14 protein-coding genes are annotated in these 15,153 nt (G+C 67.1%); 2 read left to right on the top strand and 12 right to left on the bottom strand.

Annotated elements, in window-relative coordinates; all coding sequences use genetic code 11:
- Positions 1-2 precede the first annotated feature (2 nt).
- The 6 genes from BLT60_RS08250 to BLT60_RS08275 form a co-directional block, all read right to left on the bottom strand.
- Complete coding sequence (locus tag BLT60_RS08250) at positions 3-1,046, bottom strand: carbohydrate ABC transporter permease (protein ID WP_210185567.1); 1,044 nt, start codon at positions 1,044-1,046, stop codon at positions 3-5.
- The gene (locus BLT60_RS08255) at positions 1,043-2,182 is read right to left on the bottom strand and encodes a carbohydrate ABC transporter permease (RefSeq protein ID WP_090875950.1); all 1,140 of its coding nucleotides are present in this window, start codon (positions 2,180-2,182) and stop codon (positions 1,043-1,045) included. Before BLT60_RS08255 ends, BLT60_RS08250 begins: the two co-directional genes overlap by 4 nt.
- A gap of 88 nt (positions 2,183-2,270) precedes the next feature.
- Entirely contained in the window at positions 2,271-3,743 is a 1,473-nt protein-coding gene (locus BLT60_RS08260; RefSeq protein ID WP_090875951.1) for an ABC transporter substrate-binding protein, read from the bottom strand.
- A 220-nt stretch (positions 3,744-3,963) separates the two neighbouring features.
- The gene (locus tag BLT60_RS08265) at positions 3,964-4,779 is read right to left on the bottom strand and encodes a PfkB family carbohydrate kinase (RefSeq protein ID WP_090875952.1); all 816 of its coding nucleotides are present in this window, start codon (positions 4,777-4,779) and stop codon (positions 3,964-3,966) included.
- Between the two features lie 4 nt (positions 4,780-4,783).
- Entirely contained in the window at positions 4,784-5,797 is a 1,014-nt protein-coding gene (locus tag BLT60_RS08270; RefSeq protein WP_090875953.1) for an SIS domain-containing protein, read from the bottom strand.
- Positions 5,798-5,864: 67 nt separating this feature from the next.
- Entirely contained in the window at positions 5,865-6,737 is an 873-nt protein-coding gene (locus BLT60_RS08275; RefSeq protein WP_175478348.1) for a DMT family transporter, read from the bottom strand.
- A 292-nt stretch (positions 6,738-7,029) separates the two neighbouring features.
- On the opposite strand from BLT60_RS08275, the gene BLT60_RS08280 reads away from it, so the two are divergent.
- Positions 7,030-7,821, top strand: coding sequence for an SDR family NAD(P)-dependent oxidoreductase (locus BLT60_RS08280; protein ID WP_090875955.1), 792 nt, complete (start codon positions 7,030-7,032; stop codon positions 7,819-7,821).
- A gap of 12 nt (positions 7,822-7,833) precedes the next feature.
- Entirely contained in the window at positions 7,834-8,622 is a 789-nt protein-coding gene (locus tag BLT60_RS08285) for an SDR family NAD(P)-dependent oxidoreductase (protein ID WP_090875956.1), read from the top strand.
- Between the two features lie 36 nt (positions 8,623-8,658).
- Here the strand turns inward: BLT60_RS08285 and BLT60_RS08290 are convergent, their stop codons facing one another.
- From BLT60_RS08290 to BLT60_RS08315, 6 genes are all read right to left on the bottom strand, one after another.
- Positions 8,659-9,600 (bottom strand): nucleoside hydrolase, encoded by a 942-nt coding sequence (locus BLT60_RS08290; RefSeq protein ID WP_090875957.1) that lies wholly within the window; start codon positions 9,598-9,600, stop codon positions 8,659-8,661.
- Between the two features lie 75 nt (positions 9,601-9,675).
- On the bottom strand, positions 9,676-11,010 hold the full coding sequence (locus BLT60_RS08295; RefSeq protein WP_090875958.1) for a thymidine phosphorylase: 1,335 nt from the start codon (positions 11,008-11,010) through the stop codon (positions 9,676-9,678).
- Between the two features lies 1 nt (position 11,011).
- Positions 11,012-11,449: a VOC family protein gene (locus BLT60_RS08300; protein WP_090875959.1), complete on the bottom strand. Its 438-nt coding sequence runs from the start codon at positions 11,447-11,449 to the stop codon at positions 11,012-11,014.
- A gap of 184 nt (positions 11,450-11,633) precedes the next feature.
- Positions 11,634-12,527, bottom strand: a complete 894-nt coding sequence (locus BLT60_RS08305; protein ID WP_090875960.1) for an ABC transporter permease — start codon at positions 12,525-12,527, stop codon at positions 11,634-11,636.
- Positions 12,528-12,536: 9 nt separating this feature from the next.
- Positions 12,537-13,574: an ABC transporter permease gene (locus BLT60_RS08310; protein ID WP_090875961.1), complete on the bottom strand. Its 1,038-nt coding sequence runs from the start codon at positions 13,572-13,574 to the stop codon at positions 12,537-12,539.
- Positions 13,571-15,142: an ABC transporter ATP-binding protein gene (locus BLT60_RS08315; RefSeq protein ID WP_090875962.1), complete on the bottom strand. Its 1,572-nt coding sequence runs from the start codon at positions 15,140-15,142 to the stop codon at positions 13,571-13,573. The genes BLT60_RS08310 and BLT60_RS08315 overlap by 4 nt, the downstream gene beginning before the upstream one ends.
- Positions 15,143-15,153 lie beyond the last annotated feature (11 nt).

Raw genomic sequence — 15,153 nt, forward strand, 5'->3', positions numbered from 1 at the left:
ATCTAGCCTTTGACCGCGCCGACCAGGAGGCCCCGCGCGATGTGTTTTTGCAGGAAGGTGGCGATGATGACCACCGGTGCGATCATGATGACGATGAGCACCGACATGTTCCACCACTGCGGTCCGCGCGTCGTGTTCTGTGCGGAGACCAGCACCGGCATCGTCTGGGCATCGGCATTCGTCAGGAAGAGCGCGAGAAGATACTCGTTCCAGGCAAGAATGAGGACCAGCAGGAAAGTCGCGACGAGACCCGAACGGACCAGCGGCAGCGCGATGGTGAAGAAGACGCGGAACTTCGAGGCGCCGTCGATCTCGGCGCTCTCCTCGAGGTCAATCGGGATGCCGGCGAAGAAGTCGCGGGTCAACCAGACGACGATCGGCAGGTTGACGGCCGTGTAGGTGGCGATCAGGGCGAACTGGGTATCGAGCAGCCTTAGCTGCTGGAACATCACGTAGATCGGCAGCACCGCGACGATCGGCGGCATGATCCGGTTCGAGATGATCCAGAATTCGACGTCCCGATTGCCAAGCGCCAGCTTCATGCGGCGGCCGACCGTAAACAGCGCGAGGACAAAGAGGGCGATGGCTACGGCCAGGGCGATCTGCCACGGAACGCCGAAGGTGGCTACCGCGACAATGACCGCCACGAGCAGGATGAGGAAGATTCCCACCATCGCCAGCTTCACCCGGAAGCGAATGCGGACCAGGGCGTAAGCGGCCAGCGAACCGATCAGGAGCGCGAGGAAGGTGCTTCCGAGCGACACGACGACCGAGTTGATATAGGGGCCGATGGTGTTGTTCTCGACCAGCATGAAATGCCAGGCGTCGGTCTTCGGCTGGAAGTCGATGAAGGGCAGGTAGAACGGACCGTTGGCGACGTCGCCCTGGTTCTTGAAGGCCGTGATCAGCACCCAGTAGAGCGGAATCAGCACGACCAGCGACCAGATGAACAGCAGCGCATAGGTGACGAACTTGGCGGCCGGAGCCTGGTGGTCGAGCGACTTCGGCTCGAACAGGCGGCGCATCAGGGAGCGGTTCTCGGTCATGATTCCAGACGGCGGGCTGGCCGCACCATGAAGTTGAAGAATGAGACGCAGACGATGGTCGATACGAAGAGCAGCATGTAGCCGACGGCCGCCGACCCGCCGAGATCCTGCGTCCGCCAGGCGATGAAGGAATGGAGCGTCATCGATTCGGTCGCCAGGCCCGGGCCGCCGCCGGTGAGCACGTTGGGCAGATCGATGATCTTGAACGCCTCGATCAGGCGGATCAGGACGATCGTCGCGGCGACAGGGGCGATCGACGGCCAGGTGATGTCGCGGAAGATCTGCAAGCCGCTGGCGCCGTCGATGCGCGCCGCCTCGACCTGGTCGCGCGGCTGGTTCTCGATGGCCGCCAGCAGGACGATGAACATGAAGGGCGTCCACTGCCAGGTATCGCCGACCAGCACCATCAGCCGCGCCGACCACGCATCCGTCGCCCAGGACCATTGGGTGACGCCGAGAAACTGGAGGAGCGGCGCGAAGGGACCCTTCTGGATGTCGGCCAGCATTCGGAAGGTGTAGGCGATGCCGACCGGGGTAACCATCAGCGGCACGAAGAACAGCACCCGGAAGAAATTTCGGCCGCGAATCGCCTGGGCGCAGAGCATGGCGATGCCGAGGCCGAGGAGAAACTGCGCGGTGACGCCGACGCCGACATAGATGAGCGTCGTCGCCATGGTGCCGGGCACGCCGCCGGCGATGATTGTCGCGGTAAGGAGCAGGGTCAGGCCCATCACCATGCTCGACGTGATCAGCCGGCCGATCGTGCCGACGATCGTGGCGCGGCCGGACGTGAAATATCGCCCGAGCAGGTAGAGGATCAGCACCGCCATGGCGATGACGATGAACCACTCGACGGCGCCGAATTCCTTGAAGGTGCCGAGCAGGTGATATTGCTGCGAACCGGTCAGCAGCTTCCGGTAGTTGAAGGTGCCGACATATTTGAGCGTGAAGCCACCGGGCGCGAGCGCGAAGCGCGTCAGCGACAGGTAGGCGGAAATGATGAGCGGGAAGATCGCGAAGCAGAGGATGACGATGACCGCCGGCAGCACCATGAGTCGGCCGGCATGGCGGTCGAACCGCTCGGCCAGCCCCGGTCGCGGGACAGTGTCACGGGCGGTCACGGCGGAAGCAGTCATACGGTCTCACGTTGGTTCCGGGACAGGCTCCCGTTGGGCGGGTCCGGCGCGGGCGAGCCGCGCCGGACGAGCTTGAAGCGATTGGCCCTTATTCGGCGCCGATCGTTGCCTTGTAGATTTCGAGCTGCTCGTCGCGCCCGATCTCTTCGGTCAGCTCTTCCCAGCCGTTGGCGACGGCCGCCACGGTGGCGTCGGCGTCGATTTCACCGGCGAGGTAGCGCGAGATCGCCTCGTCCAGAACCACCTGCTGGTAGCGCTGGTTCTGCGGGATGCGCAGGTCGAGGATCATGTTCGGGCTGCTCATCGAGGCGTTGATGGCGCCGAGATAGTTCTCGGCCTCGGCCTCGCTCATGCCGGCGTTCTTCCACAGGTCGCTAAAGGTGAGCTGCGACATCCGGTAGGGGTTGAAGCCGGTGATGCCGACGGTCACGTCCTGGTTCGACTGAGCCGGCTGCGTCACGTAGGAGAAGAAGGCGAACGCCGCGTCCTTCACCTTGTCGTCGGCTGCGGCATTGATGCCGCCACCCCAGCCGCCGAAGGCCGCGAACGGAGCGTGGTTCACGCCGTCGATGGCATACGGGCAGGTGTCGGCGTCGCACGCCACGAGCTCGCCGGTCTCCCAGTCAAGCACTTCCTTCGAGCCCGGCATGATCGCCGCGCCCCACTTGCCGATGACCTTGGAGTTCTCCGGGTCGATCGAGATCGTGCCGACGTCGCCCCAGTCGAGGTTGAGGGCGCAGCGACCCGAGGCGAACAGCGGACGGGTGTCCGAGACGTCCAGGTTCAGCTCGTCCGGCGGGCCATAGGCAGTCGAATCCTTCAGGAACGAGAGCGCCTTGCGGAACGCGGCGTTGTCGACCAGCGGGGTCATGTCTTCGGTGTTGAAGAAGGTGCCCTGGCTGGTGCCCTTCGACTGGGTCAGCGAACCAACGACGTCGGTCACGAACCAATAGCTCTGCGCGTTGCGCTTCTTGCCGATGCAGGAGCCGAAGTCGGGCGTCCCGTCACCGTTCATGTCCTTGCCGTGAAGGGCCTTGGCGACTTCGAGATACTCGTCCCAGGTCTTCGGCACTTCGAGGCCGGCCTCTTCGAGGAGGTCCTTCCGGTAGTACATCATGTGGAAGTCGCCGTCGAAGGTCTTCATGTAGACCTTGCCGTTATACTTCTCCGAGAAATCACGGAAGAACGCACCGACATCATCCTGCTCGATCGCCGGATCGCCCTCGACACGGGCGGTCAGGTCCTCGAGGTAGCCGCCGGCGATGTAGTCGACCATCCACTGCGGGGCGAAGACCGCGGCGTCGACAGAGTTGGTGCCGCTCGCCCAGTCCGTCAGGACCTTCTGGTAGAGATCCGAGAACGGCACGGCGATGACGTTGATCTTGGCGCCGGTGAGCGCCTCGAACTCGGGGGCGCGGCGCTGCAGCGGCTCCTGGATCGCACCGGTCTGCGTGATCAGGTTGACGGTCACGCCGTCAAACTCGCCGGCTGCCTGGGCCGAGCCCATGCCTGCGGCGAAGCACAGCGCGGATGCGCTGGCCATAATGCGTTTCAAGTTCATTCTTTCATTCCTCCCAACGCTGCGCCAACGGTCACCCGCCGACGTCAGACAACCCGACGCGGGCAATACGATAGTCCTCCATGAAGAGGTGTACTCCCGTCGAGAACATTAGCCACTCGGAGATGGCGCTGCAATCAGCATCCGATACCGGGCAGGCCTAAAAAATTTGCAACCACCCTCATTTGCAACCGAATTGCGCCCCTCGATACCGGCACAACTTTCAGGCAAGGTTAGCCGGCTGCTGCGGAAACCCGCCGAGATGGAGACAGGTCGGGGCCGCCGCATCGCGACCTGCTTCGAGGCATCGCTGCAGCGGTTGGCCATCGAGCCGGGCGTGGATGAAGCCAGCAATGAAGGTGTCGCCGGCGCCAAGCGTGTCGACGACATCGATCGGCAGGATGCCGGCCCGCGCCGTCGTAGTCCCATCCGCCGCGAGACTCCCCATCGCGCCGCAGGTGACGACCGCCGTGCCGGCGCCGCCGGCCAGCGCCTCGGCCAGCAGCCGCTCGCCCTCCACGATCGAGGGGCCGGCCGAGATGAACGCGATCGCCAGACCGTCGCTGCGGCGGTGGTCCGGCGCCATGCTGACCGAGAGATCCTGCGAGACGCTGACTCCGGCGGCAGCCAGTGCGTCCTTGAGCGCGCCGCCATCGTCGAGCCAGCCGATATGGACATGGCGACAGGCGCGAAGCCGGTCGATCTCCTCGGCCGCCGGTCGGTAGCCGGCGCAGGCGCCGAAATCCTCGAAGGCGATAAGCCGCTCGCCGTCATCATCGACGGCGATGTCGGTATAGGCCGTGGTCGACCCGTCGACGATCCGGGCGTGGCCGGTGTCGACGCCATTCGCCCGCAGGCAGGCCAGCACCCGCTCCCCGTCCGGATCGGAACCGACCGCACCGTAATAGGAGACGCTGCGGCCGAACCGGGCCAAGTGGACGCCGACATTGACGGCATTGCCGCCAACGGTCGAGCGCTTCAGCGCCAGGTAGCGGTCGATGCAGTTGTCGCCGACCGCGGCGATCGACACATCGCTCATCCGCTCAATAGGCGATCCGCCGATAGTAGCGCCGCGTGGTCAGCGGGTGATCCCGCTTGGCGGCGAGGTGGGTGCTGACGCGTTCGAGCATGGTCGCCAGCACCACCGGGGAGATCAGCGCCCGGACTTCGGGGCCGATGCCCGGCAGGTCGACCGATGCGGTATCGAAGACGGTCAGCTTGTCGGTGTGTTCGCCGGCGAAGGCCTCGACCCGGTCGGCCAGCGGCCGATACTCGTCCTCGCCCTTGAGGACAATGAGGCTGACGCCCGGCTCAAGCAGTTCGAGCGTGCCGTGGAAGAAGTCGGAGGCGTGCACCGGGCGGGTGCGAATCCACTGCATCTCCTCGAGGATGCACATGCCGTAATAGAAAGCCTGCGGCCACGCCGACCCGGCGGCGGTGATGATGTGATAGGGCTCGTTGCGGATCCGCTCGGCAAAGGCCTCCGCCTCCGCCTCGAATCCCTGCTTCACAGCGACCAGCGCCTCCGGCAGCCGCTTCGCCTCATCGACGAATGCCGTGAAAGCCGAGGATTCGCCGCGCCGGGCCATGATCGATAGCGCGATCGCAAGCGACTGAATATAAAAAGATTCTGACGACGTATCGTCCTCGGCAAAGTTGACGAAGACATGGTCTCCGCCCTCCCCGAGCGGCGTCGCGGCATGGCCGACGAGGGTCAGGACCGTCGCCCCCCGCTCCTTGCAATAGGCAAGCGTCTCAATGCTCTCCTTGGTCGTTCCGGAGAGCGATGGGATGACGACGATGGAGCCTGGCCCAAGGTGGCGCGAGCCGCCGGCAATCAGTTCCGCGGCATTCTCGTGGAAGACGGGAAAGGTCGACTTGGTCCGCAGCAGGTGCACCGCCGGCTGCATCAGGATGGCAGCGCCACCGGCGCCGAGGAAGAAGATGTTCCTGGCACCACTGTCGAGCAGGCCGCCGATGGTTGCGTCCAGACGATCGGCTAGCGCCACGGCGCCGGCCTGGATGCCGATGAAGCGCGGAATGTCGAAATCAAGCATGCACATGTTCCTTGGTAAAACGGACGGCAGAAAGCACGGACCGGACCGGCCGCGATAGTCGATGGCGTCACGACCGCCTTGCGCGGGCGACTGTTATTCCGGCGATGGTTATCATGACAATGCCCACCACTGTCCAGACATCAGGGACCGCCGCGAAGACCACCATGCCAATGATCGCGGCGGCAACCAGCTGGGCGTAGCTGAACGGCGTCAGCACGCCGGCCGACGCATGGGCATAGGCGCGGACCATCAGCGCCTGGGCGAGCCCGAAGACAATGCCGAGTCCGGCCATCAGCAGCCAGGCCTCGGCGCTGACCGGAACCCAGGTGAGAAACGCGAAGGGCGCCGAGATCACGGCGCCGACGGCCAGCGTCCAGGCGAGCGTCGTGTGGGCGGTCTCGCCACCGGCCCGCAGCCAACGCGTGACGAGCTGGAAGGCCGCGAAGAACAACGCCCCGATCAGCGGGAAGACCATGTATCCGGACATCGTGCCGAAGCCCGGACGAGCGACGAGGATCACCGCGGCGAAGCCGACGATGACCGCCATCCAGGTGATCACCGGCACCCGCTCCTTGAGCACCAGCGCCGAAAGCAGGACGACGAGGAAGGGCGCGGTGAACAGGATGACGGTCGCCTCGGCCAGGGGCAGGTAGCGGACGGACAGGACCATGGTGACGCTGGTGCCGAGCGGGATGAAGGCGCGACCGAGCTGGGCCAGGGGCCGTGATGTCCGGAACAGGCTGCGCCAGTGCGACGGCGCCGTCGTGGCGAACAGCACCGGAACCGCCATGGTGTAGCGCGCCCAGACGATCTGGCCGACCGACTGCGTCTCGGCGAGCAGCTTGCTGAAGCCGTCGACGCAGGCGAAGAGCGAGGCGGCAACGATCATCAGGACGATGCCCCGCATTACCTGCTGGGTCGGGAGCTCTGGCGCTGCCATCGGGTGCTTTCGGCGTTCAATCTGCAGGCGACGAGTCGACGCGGAGCGGGGCATCGTCGCCTGTTGGAGCAGGGAGATCCCGGCCGCGACCTGGCCGGGGAGGAACCGGACGGGACCATACAGGGAAAGACGCCCGCGGCGCCATCGCTTCAATTGGCGGCAAAAGCCCGCGCCGGTCACCCCGATTCCCCCATAAGGGGTAGTCGAGAGGCCGTTTGCGTCCCTCCGGCAGTTGGCGTGGCGGCACAGGTCGGCGATGATGGCGCGAACGCTCTCCGGACAGGATAAACGCATGGACCAGCCCGACATCCCGGTCGACCGGCTTCTCGACCTCAGCGGCAAGGTCGCCCTCGTCACCGGCGCGGGCCGCGGCATCGGCGCGGGCATCGTCCGGCGGCTGGCGGAAGCCGGCGCCGCGGTCGCCGTCCATTATCGCGGCGGCAAGGAGGCTGCCGAAGCATTGGTCGCCACGGTCGCCGGCGATGGCGGCAAGGCGATGGCGATCCACGGCGAACTGACCGACCGGACAGCCGTCGAGTCCGCCTTTGCCGCGATCGGCGAAACGCTCGGGCCGGTCGACATCCTCGTCAACAACGCCGCACGGCAGACCCATTCGACGATCGCCGACATGGAACCCGACGAATGGCGGGACACGCTGGCCACCAATCTCGACGCCGTCTTCAACACTACCCGCGTCGCCACCGATGCGATGGTGGCGCGCGGCGCCGGCGGTGTCATCGTCAACATCGCCTCGATCGAAGGGCTTCAGCCGGCGCTGACCCACGGTCACTACGCCACGACCAAGGCCGGCCTGATCATGTTCACCCGCGCCACGGCGCTTGAATTCGGGCGCCACGGGATTCGCGCCAATGCCGTGTCGCCCGGCGTCATCCATGCCCCCGGCATCGAGGAAAACTGGCCGGAGGGCGTCAAGCGCTGGCTCGCCGCCGCGCCGCTCGGCCGAATGGGCGACAACTACGATGTCGCCGACGCGGTGCTGTTTCTCGCCTCGCCGGCGTCACGCTTCATCACCGGCGCGAACCTCGTCGTCGATGGCGGCGTCACCGTCACCCCCTCCTTCTAGGACGCTTTCCGCATGAGCACCCTTTCCGCCACAGCGCTCGCCGGCCGCACGGTGATCGTTACCGGCGCGGCGCGCGGCATCGGCGCCGGCATCGCCCAGGCGATCCTCGAAGCCGGCGGCAATGTCGTGCTGCTCGACCTCGACGGCGCGGCGGCCGAGTCGACCGCGAACCGGCTCGACCCCGAGGGCGGCCGCGCCCTCGGCCTTGCCGCCGACGTGACCGACGCGGCATCGCTCGAAGCCGCGACCGCCGCGACGATCGATCGCTTCGGCGGCCTCGCCGGCTGGGTCAACAACGCCGGCATCGTCCGCATGGGACCGGCCGCCGACATCACGCCGGAGAACTGGGAACTGGAACTGCGGGTCAATGCCGGCGGCGTCATGCGCGGCGCCCAGGCCGCCTTTCGCGCCTTCGGCGGCAAGGGCGGGGCGATCGTCAACATCGCCTCCAACGCCGGCAAGGTCGGCTTTCCCAACATGGCCGCCTACAACGCCAGCAAGGCGGCGGTGATCAACCTGACCCGGTCGCTGGCCAGCGAGTGGGCCGCCCACAAGATCAACGTCAACGCAGTCTGCCCCGGCAGCGTCGCGACACCGATGCTGCGCGAAGTCGCCGCCGAACTGGAACGCGACGGCGTCGGCGACGCCGCCACACTGTTCGCCGGGATGGTGCCCGGGCAACTGAAGCGCCACGTCGAGCCGCTGGAAGTCGGCCGCGTCGTCGCCTTCCTGCTCACCGACGCGGCGACCATCATCCGCGGCCAGGCGATCAACGTCGACGCCGGCGAGACGCCTTACTGACAGCGCCGTGCGGGCTTTAGAGGCGCGCGTCCCTTTTCACGGCAGCCTGGCGAGCCGCTCGCGGAGCAGCGCGTAAAAGCCCTCGTCGTCGGCCGAGCGCAGGTAGAGTGCGTTGCGCGGCCGGTCGGTCACCCGCCAGTAATCCGCCACGGTCATGCCGCGCGTGAGCTCGCTCGTCGTCTCGATCGAGACGTTGATGTTGCGGCCCTCGAACAGGTCGGGCTTGAGCAGCCAGGCGATGACGCAGGGATCGTGCAGCGGCGCGCCCTCGCCACCGTATTTCTCGAGGTCGAAGCGCTCGGAGAAGGCGAGCATCTCCGACACCGCCTTGCCCGACTTGTTGCCGAGCCCGGCAAAGGCGTCGAGGCGATGCTGGAAGCTCAGCACGCCATGGGTGACGTCGAGCGGGATGATAGTGACGGGGATGCCGGCGGTCAGCACAATGTCGGCGGCTTCCGGGTCGACATACACGTTGAACTCGGCCGCCGGGGTGATGTTGCCGACCTCGAAATAGGCGCCGGCCATCATCACGATCTCGCGGATGCGCGGCGCGATGTCGGGCGCCTTGATCAGCGCCATGGCGACATTGGTCAGCGGCCCGAGCGTGCAAAGCGTGACGGTGCCGGAGTCTTCCTTGCGCAGCGTGTCGACGATGAAGTCGACGCCATGCTGGTCCTGCAACTTCATGGTCGGCTCGGGCAGGTCGGGGCCGTCGAGGCCGGTCGGCCCGTGGACATGCTCGGCCGTGACCAGCGGCCGCCGGATCGGACGCTCGCAGCCGGCATAGACCGGCACGTCGGTGCGCCCCGATAGCTCGACCACCTTCAGCGCATTCTTGGCGTTCTGCGCCAGCCCGACATTGCCGGCGACCGCGACAATGCCGAGGATGTCGAAGTCTTCGGGCGACGCGAGCGCCAGCAGGAGGGCGACGGCGTCGTCCTGTCCCGGGTCGGTATCGATGATGATCTTGCGGGTCATGTCATGTCCTTGCGATCTTGCGGCTATTCATTGGGCGCTGAGGGGATTATCCGGCTCCCGAAGGTCAACATCAGGTCACGGGCTCCGCGCGATCCGCTCGATGACGATCGGCCCGAGAGGCGCCGGCGGCGTGTCCGAGATCTGCACCGCCGCCCGGACCCGCGCCGCCGCCGTCTCCCATTCGGCCTCGCTGCGGGCGTGGATGGTGCAGAGCGGGCGGTCCGGTCCGACGGCGTCGCCAACCTGACGGAAATCGGTCAGCCCGACCGAGAGGTCGATCGCCTCCTCGGGCAGCTTGCGGCCGCCGCCGAGTCCGACCAGGGCGAGGCCGATCTCCCTGGTGTTCATGCCGGCGACAAAACCGCTCTCGGTCGCGAAGACCGGCTTGATCACCGCGGCGGCGGGCAGGTGGTCGGCCGGCCGTTCGACGAAATCGGCCGGACCGCCGAGCGCTTTGACCATCAGGCCGAAATGCCTGGCGGCGCTGCCATCCTTGAGCCGCGAAGCGGCCAGCGCCCGTGCCGCGTCGATATCCGTCTCCAGGCCGGCCAGCACGATCATCTCGGCCGTGACCGTCAGCGTCAGGTCGGTGACGCGGGCATCGCGATGGCGCCCGGTCAGGAAATCGACGGTCTCGATCACCTCGGTGGCGGCGCCGATGGCGGTTCCGACAAAGGCGTTGAGATCGGTCAGCAACATGACACTCGGCAGTCCCGCGCCGGAGGCGACCTCGGACATGCTTTCGGCCAGTTCCCGGGCATCGTCCGGCGTCGCCATGTAGGCGCCCGAGCCGGAGCCGACGGTAATCACCATGCCGCGCGGACCCGCGGCGAGTTTCTTCGACATGATCGATCCGGTGATCAGGGCGACGCTCTCGACCGTCGCGGTGACGTCGCGAACCTTGAAGATCTTGCGGTCGGCCGGCGCCAGATCGGGGGTCGGACCGATGATCGCGCCGCCGGCCGACTTGACCGCCGCCATGAAGGTCTCCGACGACGGCGCGGTATCGTAGCCGGGGATGCTGTCGAGCATGTCGATTTCGCCGCCGCAATAGTCGAGTCCCCAGCCGGACAGGTTCGGCGCGAAGACACCGCAGGCCGCGGCGAGAGGGATGACCAGCAAGGTGATCTTCTCGTCGCCGACGCCGCCCGACGAATGTTTCTCGATGAGCAGTTTCTCGTCGATGCCCATAGCGGACCAGTCGAGCACGCGGCCGGAATCGCGCATCGCCAGCGACAGGGCGACCCGCTCGGGCGCTGTCATGCCGTTGAGATAGACGGCCATCGTGAAAGCGCCGATCTGGCCCTCGGAAACCTCGCCGTCTCCTATGCCACGCACGAAGGCGGCGATATCGCTGGCGTCGAGCACTTCGCCGTCGCGCTTGCGGCGGATGATGTCCTGCGGCTGCATGTCAGCCCTGTTCCTTGTCGACGGCGCCGACCGGGCCGCCGTCGAGCCAGGCATAGAGTTCCCAGAGCTCGTCATCCGGCCCGGAGAAATAGATGCAGCGCGCGTTCCACGGATAGTCGGCCGGCGGCCCCTGGAAGACGATGCCCTTGGCGCCGAGTTCGGCGTAACAGGCGTCGATCTCGGCCGGCGCCGGCAGGTTGACGGCGATACAGACCTTGTGGGCGCCGGGCCCCCGCGTGTCGTCCATGCCGGTATGGCGGCTGATATGGTCGATCTCCCACAGCGCCAGCGTCAGCCCGGCGCCGGAGAAATCGGCAAAGCCCTCGGCGCGATGCCGGAGCTTGAAGCCAAGCTTGTCGCGATAGAAGGCGATCGACCCCTCGACATCCTCGCAAAGGACGCAGACATCGCTGATGGCGTGGCGCTGGGCAAATTCCATTATCGGGTCCTCGCGGTGTTTTCGGTGCGTGCTTCGAGGCTCCGCTTCGCGGAGCACCTCAGCATGGCGGGGCCTGGATCGGCATACGGCGCGCGCCGTCCCGAAGTGCCCGCAAGATCGGGCCTCGAAGTGCCTGCCCCCGGCTTGATCGGGGGATGCACCGTCGACGATCCAGCCTTGCCACCTAGTAGTCCTTCAGTTCGCCGAAGCTGGCCGCCGCCTTGGCGCCGCCACGGAGCTTGCCGCTGATCCAGACGCCGATGACGGTGGCGATGTAGGGAAGGGCGAGCAGGAAATCGGGCGGGACGCGTTCGCCGAAGAGAAGCTGGGCGCGGATGCCCAGCGCCCCGACGATGGCGAAGAAGAAGGCGGCGCCTGTCGCCCCCAGCGGATTGCCGCCGCCGAAGATCACCGCGGCGAAGGCCATGAAGCCGCGGCCGGCGGTCATGCCATAGGCGAAGATCTGCAGCGAACCCATCGACAATTCGGCGCCGCCCAGCGCACAGAGCACGCCACCAAGACAGAGCGCGATGAGGCGCATGCGGGCCGGATTGACGCCGACGCTGCGCGCCGCGAAGGGGTGTTCGCCGGAGGCGGCGAGCTGCAGGCCCCAGCGGGTTCGCCGGGTCAGCACCCAGACGGCGATGACGAAGACCGGCATCAGCACGACCAGGATCGACAGCACGCCATACTGGCCGAAGGCCGGGCCGAGGCGCGGCAGGCCGAAGGGTGCGTTGACCGAGGCCTGACTGCCATAGATCGCCTGCACCGCGAGATCGGTGCCGCCGAGGCCGAGCCCGGTCAGCCCCAGTCCGGCGATAATCGGGTTGGCGCGCAGCTTCTCGATGACGAACCACAGGAGCGCCGAGGCCAGCACGCAAAGGACGATGCCGATACCGAGACCGACGAGGATCGATCCGCTCTGGACGACGCCGAGCACGGCCGCGCAGGCGCCGATGATCATCAGCCCCTCGAGGCCGAGGTGCCAGATGCCGGAGCGCTGGGCCAGCACGCCGGCCAGCGTCACATAGATCAGCGGTGTGCCGGACCGCAGGATGGCGATGATTGTGTCGTCCATGGCCGGCCCTCAGGTCGCGTCCCGCCGGAGCAACCCGGTCAGGCGTTTTGGCCAGGCACGCGCGGTGATGAACAGCGCGATGGCGGCGTTGATGATGTCGATGGCGGCGGCCGGCAGGCCGGCCAGCACCGGCAGGTAGAGCCCGGCAGCGGCGAGTCCGCCGAAGAAGATCGCGACCACCGCCGTCGCCAGTACCGAGAGGTTGGCGACCAGCGCGATCAAGATCGCGGTGAAGCCGTGGGTCGGCAGCATGCCGCTCGACAGCCGGCCGATCGGACCGAGCACCTCGATGGTGCCGGCAAGGCCGGCCAGCGCGCCGCCGATGACGAAGCCGGCAAGGCCAAGCCGCGACAGCCGCGCGCCCTGCCAGACGACCATGATCGGGTTGCGGCCGGCGAGGCTCGACAGGACGCCGAAGGCGGTGCGGTTGACCAGCACCCACATGCCGACACCGACCAGGACGCAGATGACGATGATGGTGGGCGACAGCGAGTTGCCCTCGCTGATCCGGTATGCCTCGCCGATCGGGCGGCTCGACGCCGCCTGGCCGGTACCCGAGGGATCCTTCAGCGGCCCGGAGGTGACGTAGATCAGCGCCAGTCCGGCGATGAAGTTGCCCATCAGCGTGGTGATGACTTCGTCGGTGCCGGACTTGACCCTGAGCAGTCCCGGCCACAGCGCCCAGAGCGCTCCGCCGAGAATGCCGGCGGCGAAGGTCAGCGGCACGACAAGGACGGCCGACTGGCCGTTCAACCCGTCGGCGACGAAGGTCGCGGCGATCGCCCCCATGTAGAACTGGCCCTGGGCGCCGATGTTGAAGAAGCCGCAGCGGAAGGAAATGACGACGCCGAGCGCGGTCAGGAAGAGCGGCAAGCCCCAGCGCAGGCTGTTCTCCCAGGCGCGCATCGACAGGAACGCCCCGTCCGCGATGCTCTGGAACATCAGCGGCGCCGAGAAGCCGGCGAACTCGAAGATGACGCCACAGAGCAGCAGCGCGATGAAGACAAAGGCGACCGCCCGGATGATCTGCGTGAGATAGCCGATCATCGGTCGGCTCCGGTCATCGCCGCACCGACCTCGCCGAGGTGGTAGGGCCGGGAGAACTCGCCGTTGACGCGGCCGCCGAGCATGACGACGACGCGATCGCTGATGTCGAACAGCTCGTCGAGGTCCGACGATATGAGAAGGATGCCGCAGCCGCGGGCGCGGGCCTCGCGCAGTGACCGCCAGACGAAGGCGGTGGCGCCGACATCGAGGCCTCGGGTCGGCTGGGCGGCGATGATCAGGGTGGCGTCCTCGTCGACCTCGCGGGCGAGGATCAGCTTCTGGGCATTGCCGCCGGACAGCGATCCCGCCGGCTGGTTGGGTGTCGAGAAGCGGACGTCCCAGACCTTGAGCGCGGCGGAGCAGGCCTTGCGGATCTTCGCCGGGCTGATCAGCCGCAGCACCCCGTCGCGCAGGAGAGACCGCGCCGCCCAGTTTTCCCAAAGCGTGCTCGACAGGCTGAGTCCCTCGCTGTTGCGCTCGAAGGGAATGACCCGGAGGCCGTTGGCGCGGCGGTCGCTGAGCGGCTGGTGCGTCACCTCGATTCCGGACAGTTCGACGGTGCCAGCGGTGATGTCGGCGAGATGGGACAGGGCGCGCACCAGGGTGCGCTGGCCGTTGCCCTCGACGCCGGCGATACCGACGATCTCGCCCCGTCCGACACGCAGCGCCACGTCGACCAGCGCAGGTCCTTCGGGATCGGGGCGGGTGGAGATGCCGCGCATGTCGAGGATCGCCGGGCCGGCGGCGACCGACGCCGCGGCGGTTTCGGTGCCGTCGTCGTCTTCTTCCGCCGCGCCGACCAATGCGTCGCGATCGGTGTCGGACAGTCCGTCGGCGGTCGTGCCGATGATCGAGGCGGCGAGCCGGGGAGCGTCGATCTCGGTGGTCAGGGTCGGCCCCTCGACCAGCTTGCCGCCGCGCAGCACGGTCACCGTATCGGCGATCGACAGGACTTCGCGGATCTTGTGGAGAATGAGGATGATGGTGACGCCATTCGCCTGCATCACCTTGAGGCGCTCGAACAGGTTGTCGATGCCCGACGGCGACAGCACCGCGGTCGGCTCGTCGAGGATCAGGACCTTGGCGTCGGTGACCAGGGCGCGGGCAATCTCGACCGCCTGCTGGGTCTCGACCGGCAGGTCGCGGATGCGCTCGCGCGGCTTGACCCGCACGCCGAGCGCGTCGAGATGGCGGGTCCAGCGGCGCTCCAGGTCGCGGCGGCTGTAGAGAGCACCCCGGCCTTCGGCGCCGAATTCCATCGCCTCGGCAACGGTGAAGGACGGCGGTAGCGCAAAGCTCTGGTGGACGATCTCGATGCCGGCGGATCGCGCCCGTCCGACATTGCCGACCGGCACCGGCTTGCCGCCGATCTCGACCGTCCCCTTGTCGGGATGAACGATGCCGGCGGCGACGCGGGCAAAGGTGGTCTTGCCCGCGCCGTTCTGGCCGACGACCGCGTGGATCATGCCCTCGGCGAAATCGACCGAGACGTCCGCCAGCGCCGCGACAACCCCGTAGTTGACGGAGATGTCGCGGCAGGCGAGCGCGGTGGCGTTCCCGTTGGTCATCGATGCTTCAG

Origin of the sequence: Bauldia litoralis, assembly GCF_900104485.1 — a bacterium.
Lineage (GTDB): Bacteria > Pseudomonadota > Alphaproteobacteria > Rhizobiales > Kaistiaceae > Bauldia > Bauldia litoralis.